The 19,423-nt window shown below is 46.1% G+C and carries 17 protein-coding genes and 2 tRNA genes; 17 read left to right on the top strand and 2 right to left on the bottom strand.

What is annotated here, in order from left to right; genetic code table 11:
- Nucleotides 1-44: 44 nt before the first annotated feature.
- Nucleotides 45-1,166, bottom strand: a complete 1,122-nt coding sequence (gene ispG, locus EAT1B_RS02850) for a flavodoxin-dependent (E)-4-hydroxy-3-methylbut-2-enyl-diphosphate synthase (protein WP_012726622.1) — start codon at nt 1,164-1,166, stop codon at nt 45-47.
- 212 nt (nt 1,167-1,378) lie between these two features.
- On the opposite strand from ispG, the gene EAT1B_RS02845 reads away from it, so the two are divergent.
- Nucleotides 1,379-3,079: a methyl-accepting chemotaxis protein gene (locus EAT1B_RS02845; RefSeq protein WP_012726621.1), complete on the top strand. Its 1,701-nt coding sequence runs from the start codon at nt 1,379-1,381 to the stop codon at nt 3,077-3,079.
- Nucleotides 3,080-3,092: 13 nt separating this feature from the next.
- Here EAT1B_RS02845 and EAT1B_RS02840 read toward each other — a convergent pair whose 3' ends face one another.
- Entirely contained in the window at nt 3,093-3,548 is a 456-nt protein-coding gene (locus EAT1B_RS02840; RefSeq protein WP_012726620.1) for a hypothetical protein, read from the bottom strand.
- 180 nt (nt 3,549-3,728) lie between these two features.
- Here EAT1B_RS02840 and EAT1B_RS02835 point away from each other — a divergent pair, with 180 nt between their 5' ends.
- The 16 genes from EAT1B_RS02835 to EAT1B_RS02760 all read left to right on the top strand — a co-directional run bounded on the left by EAT1B_RS02835 (nt 3,729) and on the right by EAT1B_RS02760 (nt 19,406).
- On the top strand, nt 3,729-5,372 hold the full coding sequence (locus EAT1B_RS02835) for a Na/Pi cotransporter family protein (protein WP_012726619.1): 1,644 nt from the start codon (nt 3,729-3,731) through the stop codon (nt 5,370-5,372).
- A 106-nt stretch (nt 5,373-5,478) separates the two neighbouring features.
- Nucleotides 5,479-5,552: transfer RNA gene (locus tag EAT1B_RS02830), tRNA-Met, on the top strand.
- A 7-nt stretch (nt 5,553-5,559) separates the two neighbouring features.
- Nucleotides 5,560-5,633, top strand: a tRNA-Ile gene (locus tag EAT1B_RS02825).
- Between the two features lie 113 nt (nt 5,634-5,746).
- Nucleotides 5,747-7,219 (top strand): alpha-amylase, encoded by a 1,473-nt coding sequence (locus EAT1B_RS02820; RefSeq protein WP_012726618.1) that lies wholly within the window; start codon nt 5,747-5,749, stop codon nt 7,217-7,219.
- Between the two features lie 84 nt (nt 7,220-7,303).
- Nucleotides 7,304-7,912: a superoxide dismutase gene (locus EAT1B_RS02815; protein ID WP_012726617.1), complete on the top strand. Its 609-nt coding sequence runs from the start codon at nt 7,304-7,306 to the stop codon at nt 7,910-7,912.
- A gap of 157 nt (nt 7,913-8,069) precedes the next feature.
- Entirely contained in the window at nt 8,070-10,133 is a 2,064-nt protein-coding gene (locus tag EAT1B_RS02810; RefSeq protein WP_012726616.1) for a penicillin-binding protein 2, read from the top strand.
- A 153-nt stretch (nt 10,134-10,286) separates the two neighbouring features.
- Nucleotides 10,287-11,225: a PstS family phosphate ABC transporter substrate-binding protein gene (locus EAT1B_RS02805; protein WP_012726615.1), complete on the top strand. Its 939-nt coding sequence runs from the start codon at nt 10,287-10,289 to the stop codon at nt 11,223-11,225.
- Nucleotides 11,226-11,308: 83 nt separating this feature from the next.
- A complete protein-coding gene (gene pstC, locus EAT1B_RS02800) occupies nt 11,309-12,253 on the top strand; it encodes a phosphate ABC transporter permease subunit PstC (protein ID WP_012726614.1) in 945 nt (314 codons plus the stop codon).
- Between the two features lies 1 nt (nt 12,254).
- Nucleotides 12,255-13,166 carry a phosphate ABC transporter permease PstA gene (pstA, locus tag EAT1B_RS02795; protein ID WP_012726613.1) on the top strand — a complete coding sequence of 304 codons (912 nt, stop codon included), beginning with the start codon at nt 12,255-12,257 and terminating at the stop codon, nt 13,164-13,166.
- 110 nt (nt 13,167-13,276) lie between these two features.
- Nucleotides 13,277-14,038: a phosphate ABC transporter ATP-binding protein PstB gene (gene pstB, locus EAT1B_RS02790; protein ID WP_224862754.1), complete on the top strand. Its 762-nt coding sequence runs from the start codon at nt 13,277-13,279 to the stop codon at nt 14,036-14,038.
- 16 nt (nt 14,039-14,054) lie between these two features.
- Nucleotides 14,055-14,717: a phosphate signaling complex protein PhoU gene (phoU, locus tag EAT1B_RS02785; protein WP_012726611.1), complete on the top strand. Its 663-nt coding sequence runs from the start codon at nt 14,055-14,057 to the stop codon at nt 14,715-14,717.
- A 115-nt stretch (nt 14,718-14,832) separates the two neighbouring features.
- A complete protein-coding gene (locus EAT1B_RS02780; RefSeq protein ID WP_012726610.1) occupies nt 14,833-15,582 on the top strand; it encodes a DUF4912 domain-containing protein in 750 nt (249 codons plus the stop codon).
- Between the two features lie 15 nt (nt 15,583-15,597).
- Nucleotides 15,598-17,799, top strand: a complete 2,202-nt coding sequence (locus EAT1B_RS02775; RefSeq protein WP_012726609.1) for a 1,4-alpha-glucan branching protein domain-containing protein — start codon at nt 15,598-15,600, stop codon at nt 17,797-17,799.
- Nucleotides 17,800-17,883: 84 nt separating this feature from the next.
- Nucleotides 17,884-18,048, top strand: coding sequence for a 50S ribosomal protein L33 (rpmG, locus tag EAT1B_RS02770; protein ID WP_255313299.1), 165 nt, complete (start codon nt 17,884-17,886; stop codon nt 18,046-18,048).
- A 54-nt stretch (nt 18,049-18,102) separates the two neighbouring features.
- Nucleotides 18,103-18,657 (top strand): 5-formyltetrahydrofolate cyclo-ligase, encoded by a 555-nt coding sequence (locus EAT1B_RS02765; RefSeq protein ID WP_012726607.1) that lies wholly within the window; start codon nt 18,103-18,105, stop codon nt 18,655-18,657.
- Nucleotides 18,636-19,406: a DUF92 domain-containing protein gene (locus tag EAT1B_RS02760; RefSeq protein ID WP_012726606.1), complete on the top strand. Its 771-nt coding sequence runs from the start codon at nt 18,636-18,638 to the stop codon at nt 19,404-19,406. Before EAT1B_RS02765 ends, EAT1B_RS02760 begins: the two co-directional genes overlap by 22 nt.
- Nucleotides 19,407-19,423: the final 17 nt, after the last annotated feature.

Raw genomic sequence — 19,423 nt, 5'->3', positions numbered from 1 at the left:
TATCAAAAACCCGTACGGTTGCAACCGTACGGGCATGAGATTCATTAATTTGATTGGTTTGCGAGCTCTTGTTCTTCGCGCTCACGTTCCGCCATTTTTTCAGCGGCGATCGCATCGATTTCTTTTTTCAATTCTTCGACCATCGTCGCCTCAGGCACTTTGCGGATAATCTTTCCGTGACGGAAGAGAAGTCCTTCATTACGTGCGCCTGCGATTCCAATGTCTGCTTCACGAGCCTCACCTGGTCCGTTTACCGCACATCCGAGAACGGCGACTTTAATGTTGACGTTGATGTTTTGGATGTATTCTTCTACCTCTTTTGCAATCGAAATCAAATCAATTTCAATTCGTCCGCATGTCGGACAAGAGATCAAAGTCGCGGCATTTGCCGCAAGTCCGAATGACTTGAGCACTTCTTTCGCAACTTTTACTTCTTCAACCGGGTCATCTGAAAGTGAGACCCGAACCGTTGAACCGATTCCAAGAGACAGAATCGCACCGAGTCCCGCAGCCGATTTGAGTGAACCGGAGAAGAGTGGACCTGACTCTGTGATTCCGACGTGAAGTGGGTAATCGAACGTCTTCGCAGCGAGCGTGTAGGCTTCAAGAGCAAGGTTTACGTCTGAAGCTTTGAGCGAGATGATCGTGTTGTAGAAGCCTAGGTCCTCGAGAATCTTCACGTGGTGCATCGCACTCTCGACCATACCTTGCGCGGTCGGATATCCATACTTTTCAAGGAATTGTTTTTCTAATGAACCGGCGTTGACCCCGATTCGAATTGGGATCCCTTTTGCTTTCGCCGCGTTGACGACGGCCTCTACTTTCTCACGGCGGCCGATGTTACCCGGGTTGATCCGGATTTTATCGACGCCACTTTCGATGGCTTTTAAAGCAAGCTTGTAGTCGAAATGAATGTCGACGACGAGCGGGATGTTGATGCGGCTCTTAATTTCTGCAAGTGCGTCAGCTGCACGTTCGTCTGGACAAGCCACGCGAACGACTTGGCAACCAGCTTCTTCAAGACGTTTGATCTCGGCGACTGTCGCCTCGACGTCATGCGTTTTCGTAGTGGTCATAGATTGAATAATGACTTCGTTCGATCCTCCGATAATCAAGTTACCGACGCGGACCGGACGTGTTAATGAACGATGCAAAATTTCTGACATATACGTAATCTCCTTCTTTTGGAAAGAATCCAATCGATTTAAGATGATAAGGTTTCTTCATTATCATAACGAAAAGAATGTGAAAAAGCATCTAGGATGCGTGACGGATGTGTGCTCTTTACAAACTCTAACGCTATCTTAACATCTACTTCATAATTTTCCACCGTCTCAAGACCGATATATAGGCGAGATTAGAAAAAGAGGTGGCATCTGTGAAGTGGAACTTTAAACGAAATCCAATCAAGAGGAAGAGACCGTTGAACGAGGCACGTCAGTATCCTAAATTGGCCCACCGACTCCAGTGGACGCTCATGCCGATTGTCTTACTCGTATTCGCGCTCACATTCGGGTGGTTCGCAATCAAATCTGAGCAACTCTTGGCATCAGAAATCGAGCAACGGCTCATGCGAGAAGTCACTGTCATGCGAGAATCGATTAAAACGTCATATAGTGCCTACGTTGCGAATGAGAAACAGTTGGCACGCTCGCTGAAGTCAGCCTATATGCAACAGGCTTCAATCTTATCGGGGGATGAGTTTGATGCGGCACAATTTTTAGTGCGTGATCAAGCAATTGAACAGCTGACCGGGAAGGAAAGCATAGTGGCAGAGAAATTGATCGGCAAGTTGTCGAACAGTTCTGAAGCGGAAGTGAAAGAAACTGAAACGTTATTAGTGGCTTCTGTCCCGATACCTGAACTAAAAGCGGATTACGTCCTTGTCGTTACGAAAGAATCAGTTTTGGGTCCGATGAGTTCGCTACGCCAACATATCGCCTTCATCGTATTGATTGCGATGGTTGGCGTGATGGTCCTCTTCACACGGTTGATTCACCGTGAAGTGAAACCACTCAGTGTGTTGGCTGATTCGTTACGAAATGCCGTGGCATCACGCCGATTCGATGATGTCACACTTGAATCGAAGTCAAAAGAGATTCATATGTTAGAAACAGAGTTCAATGCGTTCATCACGCTTTGGAATCAATCGATGTCCATGATGGGAAAAACGGCAACGGCGTTCAATCAAAGCTTACCTGTCTTTAAACAAGAATTACGTAACAGTCACGAACAGGTGGAGCAGTTTCGGGAAGTGGCGGCAACGGTTGAATCGACGAGCTATTCATATCAATCGGTGACAAATGGCTCTACATCTAAAATGAAAGATCTGACGCGACAAATCGAAGCGCTTGAACAGCAAATCACGAGTGTGGACGAGCGAGGGAATCAATTGAAGTCTATTTTACATGAAGAACTTGAGACGTTCTCTTCCGTAAGAGACGTGAGTGATTACGTCGAGAAACAAGTGGAGTCGATTCAGAGACGACTTCTTGAGAGTGAGACGAATTCTTCGAAGGCAGATGTTGCGCTGAAAAGTATCTTATCCGTATCGGCGGCAACAAAGATGTTATCGTTAAACGCATCGATTGAAGCGGCACGAGCAGGAGAGCACGGCAAAGGATTTGCTGTCGTTGCCAGCGAAGTGGGGAATTTGGCGAAGATGACAAACGAATCGACGCTTTTAGCGGTCAGTGCCATCGAAGCATTAAACACAGAGCGAACGGAACTGCTATCTGAAGTCAATGAATTCATTAAAGAAGTTCACCATTTAAAAGATGCCGTTAGTCGTGTCGAGTCAGGAATTGAAACCATCAATCGTGAGATAAAAGTACAGCTTGACGAATTTCAAGCGATTACGGTCCATACATCGAGTACGGGCCAGCAGCTGGTTCATTTAATGGAATCGAATGAACAATTGCGCGAAATCAGTTCATTGCTTGAACGAAAATTGATTGAACTGAATACAGGTGTCGATCGCTGGTCAGATGTTCAGCTTGCCCTTCAAGACGCGGGAACGAATCTTGGAGACCAAAGTGAAGCATTGAATCAGACGCTAAAGGAACTGTCACCAACATAAAACAACGTCGGGCTCAAGAGGCCCGACGTTGTTTTAGTTGTGGTACTTTTGTTAGCGGAAAACTGATATAGCCGAGACCGATTATGAAGCCGAGGGTCAGGAAATCGGGATTCAAATGATAGAAGATGACCAATAACAAGGTTGGGATGAGTGTCATCGCCACAGCATATGGCCAGGCTTGACGATAAGCCCATTTGTTCTTTGAATAGATTTTCGTAAACAGTTGGACATACAATGCCATGAGTGCAACCCAAATCAAATAGAAGAAGAAGATGGCGAAGCCGTGCAAGAATAGCCACATCGGGATGAAAAAGTCAGGACGAATCACGAAAAAGTCTAGTATGGTAATGACGAGAGTTAAGATGAATGTGGCGCCCATGTAGGCATGGAGCGGAGCTAGACGAAGTCGAAGTGCACGTTTCGATGGGACTAGGCTCGTTTGAAGAAACGTCAAAATGGTAGAGAGCATACTAAAAACTCCAATCTGTTATATTACAGTAAGTCGATAATCTTAAATAATGGTACAGTGTTTTAATAAAACTTTTACATTAAACGTGTTTACATGATACTGCCGATGAAGGCATAATGAGTAGGGCATTAAAAACCAAGCAAATCCAACCAATTCTTAATTAAAAGGAGTACAAAAATCGTGGAATACAATTTGCAAGAAATGTTATTCATGTTTTTTGGAGGTCTAGGGATCTTCCTCTTCGGAATCAAATCGATGGGAGACGGACTCCAAAAGTCTGCAGGGAATCGCCTGCGAGACATCCTTGATAAGTATACAACGAATCCATTCCTCGGTGTACTCGCCGGGATTATCGTGACAGTATTGATTCAATCATCTTCAGGTACAACCGTCATTACGGTCGGACTTGTTAGCGCCGGGTTCATGACACTCCGTCAAGCAATCGGGGTCATCATGGGGGCGAACATCGGTACGACGGTGACGGCGTTCATCATCGGATTCGATGTCGGAGAGTACGCGCTCCCGATTATTGCAATCGGTGCGGTACTATTGTTCTTCTTTAAAAAAGAAAAATTACAACACCTCGGTCAAATCTTCTTTGGCTTCGGGATGTTGTTCTATGGACTTGAATTGATGGGAAGTGGGATGAAACCACTTCGTTCAAGCGAATATTTCATCGACTTGACGCAATCAATGAGTGACAATCCGTTCCTCGGTGTCATCGTTGGTACAGTATTTACCGTGATTGTTCAATCATCGTCTGCGACGATTGGAATCTTGCAAGAACTATATGCTGGTGGTTCCATCGATTTAGGTGCTGCTTTACCGGTATTGTTCGGAGATAACATCGGAACAACGATCACAGCGATCTTGGCATCGATTGGTGCATCAGTTGCCGCACGTCGTGCAGCAGCGGCACACGTCATCTTTAACTTGATTGGTACGACAATCTTTATGATCTTGTTGGTTCCATTCACAAACTATATCTATTGGATCACAGATCTCTTAGCAATCGAAGATAAGATGCAAATCGCATTCGCACACGGTACGTTTAACGTCGTCAACACATTGATCCAGTTCTGGTTCATCGGAACGATTGCTTGGATTGTGACGAAGTTGGTCCCAGGTGAAGACTCGATCGTCGATACGAAAGCACAACATTTAGATCCGATCTTCATTCAACAGTCGCCTTCGATTGCAGTCGAGCAAGCGAAATATGAAGTCATCCGTATGGGAGATTTCGCAAAACTTGGTCTTGATGAAGCACGCAACTATTTGACGACTGGCGACAAGAAGCACGCTGAAAAGTCGGCACATATCGAAGAAGCATTGAACTCGTTGAATGCGAAGATTACAGATTACCTCGTGAAGTTGGCTGCCGTTGATTTGACGGAACAAGAGTCACAGGAACACAAAACGCTCATGCATGCCATCAACGATATCGAGCGAATCGGTGATCACGTTGAGAACATCATCGAGTTGATTGATTATAAGACAGCTACGAAAGTGACACTTTCGGCAGATGCACAAAAAGAATTGACTGAAATGTACGACCTCACACGTGCGACGTTAGAGAAATCTCTTCAGACGTTGGCGAGCGGCGACATGATTGAAGCACGTAAAGTCATTGAAATGGAAGCGAAACTCGACATGCTCGAGCGTCAATTCCGTAAGAACCACGTCGTTCGTTTGAACACAGGTGCTTGTGATGGGCAAGCGGGTATGTTCTTCGTCGATATGCTCTCGAACTTGGAGCGAATCGGTGACCATGCCATGAACATCACGGAAATCACACTCGAAGATGCAAACGAAGTAACCGTATAACTCAGGAGCACTCCAAATGAAATTTGGGGTGCTTTTTCTTATTTGGCAAGGAATACTCCTTGACACTCTAGGACATATTCAGTATATTATTACTGTATAACAACATGGCGGTGTAGCTCAGCTGGCTAGAGCGTACGGTTCATACCCGTGAGGTCGTGGGTTCGACTCCCTCCGCCGCTATTTATAAGGACCCTTAGCTCAGCTGGTTAGAGCAGACGGCTCATAACCGTCCGGTCGTAGGTTCAAGTCCTACAGGGTCCATTCGTAAGCGACGTCACATTGTGAACGTCGCTTTTTTGTTTTCAATCTAAAATTGCTGGGTAAATACTCGTTAGCATTTTGTTTTTTGAAAAATATGAAATGAGGCGGACAAAATGGAACGAAACCACACCATGATGCAATTTTTTGAATGGCATGTCGAGGCAGACCAAAAGCATTGGAAGCGACTAAAAGAGAGAGCAGCCGACTTAAATAAAGCAGGGATCACTGCGCTATGGCTACCACCTGTCACAAAAGGGCAAAGTGATCAAGATACCGGATATGGAATCTATGACTTATATGATTTGGGCGAGTTCGATCAAAAAGGGTCGATTGCCACAAAATATGGAACGAAAAAAGAACTACTTGAAGCAACGACCTATTGTCAACAAGAGCTTGGGATGCAGATTTATATGGATGTCGTCATGAATCATAAAGCCGGGGCGGATGCGACCGAGAAGTTTGACGTGTTAGAAGTCGATCCCGACGACCGTACGAAAGTCCTCTCGGATGAAGCGTTTGAAATCGAAGGGTGGACAAAATTTGATTATGAAGCTCGTGATGGGAAATACTCTTCATTTAAATGGGACTTCACACATTTTAACGGAACGGATTATGATGCGGCGACTGATCGTTCCGGTATTTTCTTTATCGTTGGAGAAAACAAAAGATGGAACGATAACGTCGACGATGAATTCGGTGTCTATGACTATTTAATGTTTGCGAACATCGACTACCACCATCCCGATGTGCGCGAAGAAGTGTTGAATTGGGGGAAATGGTTCATCGAAGAGACGAAATGTGATGGATTCCGTCTTGACGCCATTAAACACATCAACTATGACTTTGTAAAAGAGTTCAGTCAGACGATGCGGGAAGAGAAAGGTGACCAATTCTATTTTGTCGGCGAGTTTTGGAAATCTGACCTTGATGCCTGTCGTGAATTTCTCGATAACATCGATTACCATGTCGATTTATTCGATGTCCCGCTCCACTACAAATTACATCAAGCCTCAGAGGAAGGGGCCGCGTTTGACATGCGAACCATTTTTGATGATACGCTCGTTCAGTCACACCCGCTTCATTCCGTGACGTTCGTAGATAATCACGATTCACAACCTGAAGAGGCGCTTGAGTCATGGGTGAAAGATTGGTTCAAGCAAATCGCCTATGGTCTCGTCTTACTTCGTAAAGATGGTTATCCATGTGTCTTCTATGGCGATTACTACGGTATAGACGGTCCTCACCCAACGGATGGGATGAAGCTCGCCATTGATACGCTTCTGTATGCGCGCCGAGAGAAAGCGTATGGGGAGCAGGATGATTACTTTGATGATGCAAACGTCATTGGGTGGGTACGAAAAGGTGTGGAGGAAATCGAACGTTCCGGATGTGCCGTTCTCATTTCAACTTCTGATGAAGCTGAAAAGAGAATGTTTGTCGGGGAAGAACGTGCCGGTGAAACTTGGGTCGATTTAACGAATACGTTGGATGATCGAATTGAGATTGATGAAGAAGGATTTGGGGTATTTAAAGTGTCGGCGGGGTCGATTTCAGTCTGGGCATTGCCAGAAGAAGATGTCGAATAAAGCATTACAATTGAGTCGACCGTCACATATCTGTTACATTTAAGACGAACGTTGTTCAAAACACTTTTAAGGGGGATTTTAGTAATGGCTAAATTTGAATTACCACAACTTGATTACGCATATGATGCACTCGAACCACACATTGATGCACGCACGATGGAAATCCACCACACGAAACACCACAACACATACGTCACGAACGTAAACAATGCACTCGAAGGAAAAGATGTGGAGTACTCTTCACTCGAAGACTTGCTTCAAAAAATCGATTCGCTTCCTGCTGACATTCAAACAGCTGTCCGCAACAACGGTGGCGGTCATTGGAACCACTCGTTCTTCTGGAAGCTCTTGAAGAAAAATGAGAACGGTACACCGTCTGGCGACCTCGCTGCTGCAATCGATGAGTCGTTCGGTAGCTTCGATGGGTTTAAAGACGAATTCACGAAAGCTGCAACAACTCGCTTCGGTTCAGGCTGGGCTTGGCTCGTTGTGAAAAATGGTAAACTCGAAGTCACGTCTACTCCAAACCAAGACTCACCGATCATGGAAGGTGTTACACCGATCCTCGGTCTTGATGTGTGGGAGCATGCTTACTACTTGAACTACCAAAACCGTCGTCCTGACTATATCAACGCATTCTTCCATGTCATCGATTGGGATTATGTGGCGACATTGTACGCTGACGCAAAATAAGTTTGTCTTACCCGAGGTTCTGATATGAATCTCGGGTTTTTTTATGGTTTTCATTAATTTGTAAACAAATTATGATATAGTGAAAATCGGACAAAACGACAGGGATTCCTGTCCTCTATAATATAGAAGGAAATGAACGTGGAGGGAGTTAACGGACTTGGCTAAAAATCGGGTAAAAGTGCCGAAAAAACGGCGAAACCACTTACCGTTACGCTTGAATTTACTATTTTTCATCGTCTTCATTCTATTTGCGACCCTCATTTTTAGGTTAGGTGTCGTCCAAATCGTGAATGGTGAATTGATTGCTCGGGAAGTGCAGAAAACGGAGTCGAGTAAAATCAAATATGAAGTGCCGCGAGGGAAAATTTACGATCGGAATGGTCAAGTACTGGCGGATACGATTTCAAACTACTCAGTCATGTATCGTCGCTCTCAAGTGACAAAAACGGATGAACGGTTGGACGTTGCGAAAAAGTTGGCGGAAATCGTCGACATTCCGAAAGAAGACCGTAAAATGACGGAGCGAGACCGGAAGGATTACTGGATTGCAACGAATCCGGAATTGGCGCAAGAACGGACTCAAGCGCTATTGGAAGAATTATCGGAAGAGGAGCGGGCCGCATTGTCTAACCAAGACGTGGACCGACTCTTGCTTGACTCGATCACAGAAGAAGAGATCACGTTTGATGACGCGACAGAAGAAATCATCGCCATTAAACACAACATGGAGAGCGGCTATGCACTCGACCCACAGGTCATCAAAATTGGTGCGAGCCCGAAAGAGATGGCGGTCATCGAAGAAAACTTAGAGCAGTTGCCTGGGGTGAGTGTCGAACCGTACTATCAACGGGACTATCCGTATGATGAGACGTTCAAAAGTTTCCTAGGAAGTTATCGTCAAATTCCGGCGGAACAACGCGCGTCTTATCAGGCGAAAGGTTACGGGTTGAACGACCGGGTCGGTACCTCATACTTGGAACAACAGTATGAAGACGTCCTTCGTGGAACGCCGGCCTATGATGTGTTCACCACGTACAAAGGGGAACCGGTCGGTGAACCGACACGAGTGAGTGGGAATCCAGGGAAAGATATCGTCTTATCGACCGACATCGAGTTCCAAAAAGAAGTCGATGAGATCTTGAAAAAGGCGATTCGCGCAGGACGCTCTGGAAGTCCTCATTTCGACCGAGCGTTTGCGGTCGTCATGAATCCGCAAACGGGTGAATTGCTCGCTCTGTCTGGACAAGAACTCGATTTGGAAACGAACGAATTCAAGGATGTGTCGACCGGTACGGTGCTTCGTGCCAGCCAAATCGGATCAACCATCAAAGGGGCGACGGTCGCCTATGGATTTGAAGAAGGCGTCGTCAAACCGGGAGAATATATTTATGATGCACCGATTCGAATCGGTTCGTCAGTGAAAGCTTCCTACCGAAATATGGGGAACATTAACGACTTAGATGCACTTGCGATGTCATCGAACATCTATATGTTCCAAATCGCGTTGCGTCTGGCTGATTATTACTCGACAGGTCAAATTGTCGGAGAAAATGTCACACAGGCGTTTGAAACGATGGAACACTACTATAAACAATTCGGTCTCGGAATCGAGACAGGGATTGACTTGCCGTTCGAGTCGACCGGATTCCGGAGTATCCCGGACCGTGTCACACTTCTGATGGATATGTCGATTGGACAGTATATTTCTTATACTCCGATTCAGTTGGCGCAATATACGTCAGCATTGGCGAACGGTGGCTATCGTGTCCAACCACACTTGCTAAAAGAAATCATTGAGCCAGGTTCGCTTGATGAGAACAACAAGCAAGTCGTGAGCACGTTCCAACCGAATGCGTTGAATAAAGTCGATATTCAGGATGAATATATCGAGCGGGTCCGTGAAGGGTATCGTCAAGGGGTTGAATCTTCTTCCGGTTCGTCTCGCATTCTACAGCAGACCGGTATGACGGCTGCAGGTAAAACCGGAACTGCCCAAGCGATTGCGGAGGGCGCAGACGGTCAGGCGAAACGAAATGCGAACGGAGAACCGATCAAGACATTGAACTCAAACCATGTCGGTTGGGCACCGTTCGATGACCCGGAAATCGCCTGGGCGATTATCATGCCTGGACTTGAGGCGGAAGGAATCAACACGCGGGTCGCACACGACATCATGAAAGCTTACTTTAATTTAGAAGATGTCAATGCAATGCTTCAGTAAAAGAGGTCACTTCGGTGACTTCTTTTTTTGTCTTTACAATTCTTTTACGTTCCGTTTATTTCTCGTTAATAGAAGTTCATTAGGATATTAATTGTAGGACAGAACAACAAATCCACAACAAAAATCAAAGCAAACTCAAGGAGGACGTCACAAATGTCTTGGATGAAAAAATCAGCTTTACTCGCTTCAATCACTTCAGTCGCACTCGTAGGTGCTGCTTGTGGGAACAATGAAGAAGGTGGCGCTGCTGAAGGCGGCGATGCGCTCTCAGGAAAAGTCGTCATGGACGGATCATCAACTGTATTCCCAATCATGGAAGCAGTCGCAGAAGAATATTCAGCTGAACAACCAGAAGTTGAAGTGACAGTCGGTGTCTCTGGTACGGGTGGTGGCTTCAAACGTTTCGTGACGGGAGAGACAGACTTCTCAAACGCATCACGTGAAATCAAGGAAGAAGAAGCAGCCGAAGCTGAGAAAAACGGTGTGGAATTCACGCAACTCTCAGTTGCACTTGATGGACTTTCGCTCGTTGTAAACCCAGCGAACGATTGGGCACAAGATATCACGATTGAAGAATTGAATAAGATGTGGACGGACACGAGCATCAAGACGTGGAAAGACGTTCGCTCAGACTGGCCAGATGAGGAGATCTCATTCTTCGCACCAGGTAAAGACTCAGGTACATTTGACTTCTTCAATGAAGCCGTTCTCGACGATACGGATATTCGTGAAGACGCACAATTGTCAGAGGATGACAACGTCCTCGTCACTGGTGTAGCCGGAACAGAAGGAGCAATCGGATTCTTCGGATATGCATACTACATCGAAAACCAAGATACGCTTCGTGCCATGGCGGTTGAGGGTGTAGAGCCAACTCCAGAAACAATCAATGACCTTTCTTATCCACTCTCACGTGAGATCTACACGTATGTCAACAACGCTTCGTTGAAAGACAAAGAGCAGGTTGCGGACTTCGCACGCTTCATGAATGAAAACGCGGGTGCGCTAGCTGAAGAAGTAGGATATGTCGGTATGGAACAAGCGCGTTACGACGAAAACATGAAGATGATCGACGAAATCGCTGGAGAATAAGATGATAGGTGGCAGAAGGTGAGACACGGTCTCGCCTTCTCGCCATGCTTTCTAGTATGAAGAGGTAGGGAGCGATACACGAGATGAATGAACCGAACAATAAGCTTTCGATTCGAGAGATGATTCAACAAAATAAACAAAAGAAATATAGTACGACGAACGTGTTTGATAAAATCATGCCGTTCTTATTATTCTTGAGCGCATTCGTATCGGTCGTCACGACCATTGGTATTGCGTTCACATTAGGCTTTGAGCTATTCAAGTTCTTTGAACGAGTCCCTGTCGCAGAATTTTTAGGATCGACAGAATGGTACCCGCTTAGTGCAGATCAGCGCTTCGGGGTATGGGCCCTTGTGATGGGAACACTCCAAATTACTGTGATTGCGATGATTGTAGCCGTCCCACTCGGTTTGGCGTCTGCGATTTACTTAAGTGAATACGCCTCTGAACGGGCACGACGTGTGTTGAAACCAATTCTAGAAGTGTTGGCCGGTGTGCCGACGATCGTATTCGGTTTCTTCGCCTTGTCATTCATTACACCGATTTTGCAAGCACTCATCCCAGGACTTCAAATTTACAATGCACTCAGCCCAGGGATTGTCGTCGGGATTATGATTATTCCGATGATTGCCTCGATTTCTGAGGATGCAATGAGTGCTGTTCCGAAGAAAATTCGGGACGGTGCGCTCGGTTTAGGTGCGACACGTCTTGAAGTGGCGACGAAAGTTGTTATGCCTGCAGCGACGTCTGGAATCATTGCCTCTATCGTTCTCGGTATGAGCCGTGCGATTGGTGAGACGATGATTGTAACGATCGCTGGTGGTTCACAGCCGAACTTTGAGTTCAATCCGCTCAATGCGATTCAGACGATGACAGCATATATCGTTCAAATCGCAAAAGGTGATGCAGGTTACGGCACAATCGAATATTACAGTATCTATGCGGTCGGTGCGTTGTTGTTTGTCTTTACCCTATTGATGAACCTATTCGCAAACTGGGTGACGCGCCGCTTCAGAGAGGAGTACTAATATGGCTTTACCGAACAGTGAGTTCAAGAATACGAAGAACTTGATGAATCGTGAGACCGTGTCTCAACGAATTAAACGACGTTTACAATTGAATGAAATATTTAAGTACATCTTTTTGGCGGGACTCGTCTTTGCACTCGTCGTCTTATCGACGTTGATTTATGACATCGTGTCAAAAGGTGCAGGATGGGTCGACCTCGATTTCTTGCGCAACTTCCCGTCGCGCCGTCCTGAACAGGCTGGATTATATCCTGCGTTGATTGGGTCATTATGGCTCATGCTATTGATCGTGCCGATGGTTTTTGTCATCGGGGTTGGAGCGGCGATTTACTTGGAGGAATATGCTCCGAAAAATCGCATGACTTCATTTATTGAAGTCAATATTTCGAACTTGGCTGGCGTTCCGTCAATCGTATTCGGATTGCTTGGATTGACGATTTTCGTTCGAGTCATGGAATTAGGGAACTCGATTATGGCCGGTGCCTTGACGCTCGGTCTCATGAGTTTGCCGATTGTAATCGTGGCCTCACAGGAAGCGCTACGAGCAGTCAAAATGGAATTACGACACGCTTCGCTAGCGCTCGGGGCATCGAAGTGGCAGACGACATTTAACGTCGTGTTACCTTCGGCGTTACCAGGGATCATTACGGGGATTATCCTAGCGGTTTCTCGTGCAATTGGTGAAACGGCTCCACTCATCATGGTTGGAGCGGCAACATTCATTTCAACGACACCGAGTAACATTTTCTCTGACTTCACGGCCCTCCCGATCCAGATTTACAACTGGACGAGCCGACCACAAGCAGAGTTCCAAAACTTAGCAGCAGCAGGGATCATCGTACTCATGACGATGCTCATCGCGATGAACTCGGTTGCAATCTATATTCGAAACAAATATACAAATCGACACTAAGTCTTTTTTGCAGATGAATGAGGAGGAAGCTCGAGATGATGAAACAACAAGAGCTCAACAAAGGAGATCAAAACGTGAATACAACTACGACAGAACCGACAACGACTGAGATGAAAAAAGATAGCGCCTATGTCGTCAACAATTTGAACTTGTGGTATGGAGAAGACCAGGCTTTGATTGACGTCAACCTCGATATTAAAAAGAATGAAGTCACGGCAATCATCGGACCATCTGGGTGCGGGAAATCGACGTTCATTAAGACTCTAAACCGTATGGTCGAACTCGTTCCATCGGTTCGGACGAACGGTGAAATCTTGTATCATGGTCGTAACATCTTCGACCGTGGATATAAAGTAGAAGACTTACGTACGTCGGTCGGGATGGTATTCCAACAACCGAACCCGTTCCCAAAATCGGTCTATGACAACGTGGCATACGGACCGCGGACGCACGGAATCAAAAATAAGAAAGTACTCGATGAAATTGTCGAGCGTTCATTACGTGGTGCGGCAATCTGGGATGAAGTAAAAGATCGATTGAATGAGAATGCGTACGGACTTTCAGGTGGACAACAACAACGTCTCTGTATCGCGCGTACGTTAGCGATTGAACCGGATGTCATCTTAATGGACGAGCCGACGTCTGCCCTTGATCCGATCTCTACATTGAAAGTGGAAGAATTGGTACAAGAGCTGAAAGAACAATATTCAATCATCATCGTGACACATAACATGCAACAAGCTGCCCGTGTTTCGGATAAAACGGCATTCTTCTTAAATGGAGAAGTTGTCGAGTTCGATGTAACAGATAAGATTTTCTCGAATCCATCTGACAAACGGACGGAAGACTATATTTCTGGCCGTTTCGGTTAAGGAGGAGACTGGATTGATGGCACAAAACCGCACATTTTTTGATACGAAGTTGACTGAATTAGAAGATAAAGTTGTTCGATTGGCAAACTTGACGATGCGCCAAACGGCGACGGCAATCGAAGTGTTGGAAAAACATGATCTCGAATTGGCTAAAACCGTGATTGATAACGATAACGAGTTAGACGAGTTGGAGTTGACAATCAATGACGAAGCGATTCTATTGATTGCAAAACAGCAACCAGTCGCGACTGACTTACGACGTCTGATTGTGACGATGAAATCAGCGACAGACCTTGAACGCATCGCGGACTATGCGACAAACATCGCAAAAGCAGTGACACGAATCGAGCACGTTCCTTATGTGCTTGACATCCAACCGCTCAAGAAGATGGCCGAGCAGTTGATTGACATGCTTGAACTGGCAACACGTGCCTATCGTAAAGGTGAAGTGAGCCGTGTTCGTGAACTCAATGAGATGGACCGCGTGATTGATGACATCAATCTAACGGTGATTAAACAATATATCGGTTCTCTTCCGGCCATGACGGTTGGAACGAACGATGTATACGAATTCTCGAACATCGCTCGATACCTCGAGCGGATGGGCGATCATGTGACGAATTTCGGAGAGCATTTAATTTTCCTCGAAAAAGGGAAACATTATGATTTGAATCAATAAGATTAGTGGTAAAGAACAACAGTGCTGTTGTTCTTTATTTTTTTGGGCAGGAATACAAACTCAAGGAGCGAATAATAGTCTACATGGATTTTTACATGAAGGGAGCCATATAGAGATGGAAGAGAAAATCGTGTCCTTGAAACAACAAGGTCTTACGTTAAAACAGATTGCGGCAGAATTAGACGTCCCGATTGGCAAAGTCCAATACGCATGGCGGAAATGGAGAAATCAGCAACAGGAAGTGGAGGCGGTTGCCCCTGTGAAACAAAAGCGTGAAACGAAGAAAGCAAAGACGTCGGTGACGACCTCACGCAAACAAGTGGCATTGGCGAAAGAGACGGCCAACGTGTCGACTTCTCCACTTCTCGAAAAGGGTCCGGAGGGATATTGGAAGCTACCCGATCGGTACAACGTGGACTTCATGCATGCGGTCGTACAGTCTCCAAACGCAGTGTATGTATGCTGGGAAGTATCTGATCTCGTAAAAGAGACGTTAGCGCTTCAATTCATGCGACGCTGGGAAGATCTGCCGAAGGCGTTCCGCATCCTTGATGTTACATTACTTGATTACAATAGCGGTCACGCAAACCGATCGTATACGTTCGATCTTCCCGAGATGACGAACAGCTGGTTCGTTCGCCCTCTCGACCCGAATACGACATATGTGTTTGAATTTGGGATTCGGACGATGGAAGGAGAGTTTCTCCCAATTGTCGCCTCAAATCCGCTTGACACGCCAAGAGCAGAACCCGCAGGAGTCGGGCGATTCGCAGAACCGGTCCGACGTTGGCAATATGGGGAAGTCGATTCTCCAGAATTACTCGATACATTACCAAAATATGCAGCATACCGACTCGTGCGTTAAGGAGGACTTTTTATTATGAAACCTGGGTACTTTTCACTCGTCCTTCATGCTCATTTACCGTACGTTAGGCATGAAGAGAAACACCGATTAGAAGAAAGATGGGTTTACGAGGCCATCTCTGAGACATATATCCCGATTCTTTGGCAAGTCGATCGCTTGAAGCGTCCCTTACATTGGACGGTTAGTATTTCCCCGCCTGTCGTTGAAATGCTTGCCGATCCACTCATTCAGGATCGCTACGTAGAACACTTGGATGACATGCTCGAATTGATTGCCCTCGAACTATCTGAGGACCGAACAGACGAAGAAAAAGCGACGTTACATTTTTATCGTCAGCGATACCACGATTTAAAAAATACGTTCCTTCATTGGAATAAAAATTTGAACGAGGCGTTCCGTACATATCGTGAGGCAGGTTATATTGACATGGTGACATGTACGGCGACCCATGGCTTTAATCCACACCTCTTCACGGAACAGGCGGCACGTGCTGAGATTCGGACGGGCTTGAACTGTTTCGAACGTCACTATGGGTTCCGTCCAACAGGCATATGGTTACCAGAGTGTGCTTATACACCAGGGGTCGACCGGATTCTTTATGAAGAGGGAATTCGCTACACCTTTGTCGATGAACATGCTCTTCTTGATGCAGATCCGACACCTGAGAAAGGGATTGGAGCCCCTGTGTATTCACCACATGGGGTCGCGTTATTCCCGCGGGATCAAATCATCTCAGGTAAAATCTGGAGTTCGATGATCGGATATCCGGGTCATCCGGATTATCGTGAATTTTACCGTGATTTGGCTTACGACCGGGATTGGGATTATATCCAATCCTTCATGCATCCGGAAGGGATCCGTTTTGATACGGGTCTCAAAATGCATCGGATTACGGGGGACACGGATCAAAAAGACTTCTATGTGCGTGAATGGGCGGAACATCAAATTGAGAACCATGCGACCGATTTCGCCAAAACGTTAGAATCACACCTTGAAGCGCACGGTGCTCAAACATTCCCGCCATTTTTAGTGACAGCCCCGTTCGATGCGGAATTGTTCGGTCACTGGTGGTTCGAGGGACCGGAGTTCCTTGGGAAAGTAGCAGAACGACTTGCTGAATTTGGGATTGAAACCATCACGCCAGCCCTCTTCCTTGAACGTCATTTTAAGGATTTACAGACGGTTCACGTGTCGATGAATACATGGGGACGCAAGGGTTATGGTGAAGTTTGGATCAACGAGAGAAATGAGTGGATGCTTCGTCATTTGCACATGATGGAGATGCAACTTGTGAAAGATGTGGCGGACTATCGGAATCAATCGGAATTGACAAATCGTGCTTTGAAACAATTGATCCGTCATTATGTACTGGCTGTGTCGAGTGACTGGGCCTTCATCTTGGACGGACAAACGACGGCACAGTATGCCGCCGAACGGTTCCGTGAACATACAAGACTCTTTGCAGAACTGGAAACGGCACTCTATCAGGATGGAGTATCCGAACAGTTGCTACATGATCATTACGCTGCATATCCATTTCTTCAGGATGAAGACATCGATATTGATTCGTTCCTATCTCCTCACGATTACTATGTGACAACCGAGCGGGAAGAGGAAAAACCAGCCGTTTTGGTGCTCACGCCTGAATATCACGGTCATATCGTAGGGGGACTCGGAAGACGGGTCGTCGACGAAATCGAGGCGAGAGCGGACGATGGCGAAGTCGTCTATGTATTAACGCCATATCATGACGAGTTGCCTGAGTATGAGCGACAAGGAAACATACATGTGTATCGTGTTCGTACAACTAGTCCATTTTTAGAGCATGTCATGAACCAGGTGGCAACACAAAATATCGCCTATGTAAAACTGGTTCATGAACTTTCGAAACGTGTCTCCTTCAAAGTGGTTCACCACTTCGATTGGATGACGATTCCTGCGGCAAGAGAACTTGCGCAATCCCTTGCGCTTCCGTTATACTCAACTATGTTGTCCTTTGAAGCGACTCGCAATCCGCATGGTCACGGTGGTTTATTCGATGCAATCCATCGAATCGAAAACAGCGTGTTTCCTGCATCAGAACGCGTATATGTCGGGGAAGAGATCTCGATTCACGACCTAAAACAATGGTATAAGGTGAGCGAGAACGTCAACACATGCCTACCTATAGAGACTTCTCCATATGGACAGGAATCAATGAAAAAGAACGTGAAATAACCTTGCTTTTTCATAAGAAACTTGGTAGGATAATTGAGTATGCTTAGACTGTAAAGCAAAAGCACTTGATACAACATCATTAAGATGGGAGTGAAAGAAATGCGCGTTAAAATTACATTAGCTTGCACAGAAACAGGCGATCGCACGTACATCACGAAGAAAAACAAACGTAACAACCCTGAGCGCCTCGAGTTGCGCAAATACAACCCACGTCTCCGTCGTCACACGCTTTACCGCGAAGTGAAGTAATAAGGGACCGGCCGTCACATATGTGACGGCTTTTTTCGTAAGGAGGAATGCGTTGTGGAAGAAAAAGCAGCGCTCCGGCGCACGATTCATCAATACATCAAACAAATGTCGGAGCGACATCATGCGGACGAAGCCATTCACCAAACATTGTTTGCCTCGGATTTATGGGTCGAAAGTCAAACGATCGCGCTGACGTTATCACTCCCGCTAGAAATCGATACGTCTCCGATTATTCATATGGCCTTTAAAGAAGGAAAAACGGTTTGCGTCCCGAAAGTAACGGAGCAGGGACTTACGTTTCACATCATTCATTCATTTGATGATTTAGAAACGGGCGTCATGAATATTTTAGAGCCGATCACTCCAGCGACGACGCAAGTGATCGACCTTTGTCTTGTTCCGGGGCGTGTTTTCGATCGAACCGGTTATCGCATCGGTTGGGGTGGAGGCTATTATGATCGCTTTTTAGAAACCTATAACGGTAGAACGCTTGCTTTGGCATATACCGTTCAGCTTGTCGATCATGTACCAACTGAGCCACACGACCTACCTGTTCAATGGATCGTAACAGAAAAGGAGATGATTCAGTGTTCGCCATATTCGCTGTAACATGTTTCGTCGCCTATCTCGGTTATCGGTTACGGTCGTTGACTCGCTCTGGGGCGCTGTTGACAGTCGTGACCGGTACGGTGATCGGATTCTCGTTCGGGTGGTTCGGTCTATACTTGCTTGGCGTGTTTTTTTCGACTTCTTCTCTTGCTTCGAAATATCGCTCTCACGATAAAAAAGGGGTCGATGAGATCGTCGAGAAGACGGGGGCTCGCGATGCCATGCAAGTGTTGGCTAACGGTGGGGTCGGGATTTTATGTGCACTCGGTTATCAATTGACGAATGACCCGGTCTACCTCTACATGTATGTCGTTTCCATCGCGGCGGCGACGAGCGATACGTGGGGATCTGAATTCGGTGTCCTATCGAAACAGAAACCTCGGTTCATGTTTACCTTTAAGCGAGTCGAACCGGGGACGAGTGGCGCCGTCTCGACGTTCGGTACCGTCATGTCGATGTTCGGTGCACTGTTGATTGTCATATCCTCTCTTGTGTTCATCGACTTAAAGGTCACGCATCTCCTTTTATTATGGGTGATTGGATTAACTGGTAGCATCATTGACACGCTTCTCGGCGCGACATTCCAACGAACGTTTCGTTGTACAGTCTGCGGAAAATTGACGGAGCAAAAAATACATCACGATGTGCCGACGACTTATGTGTCAGGATGGCATTTTCTCGGAAACGATGCGGTTAATTTTCTTTCAGTATGTGGAGCGACGTTGATTTGTTTTTTAGTGTTTGGATGAGGGTAGTACAGAAAATG

It is taken from the genome of Exiguobacterium sp. AT1b (genome assembly GCF_000023045.1).
Classification (GTDB): Bacteria; Bacillota; Bacilli; order Exiguobacteriales; family Exiguobacteriaceae; genus Exiguobacterium.
Note: the sequence above shows the minus strand (reverse complement) of the source record. Positions and strands in the feature narration are given on the sequence as shown.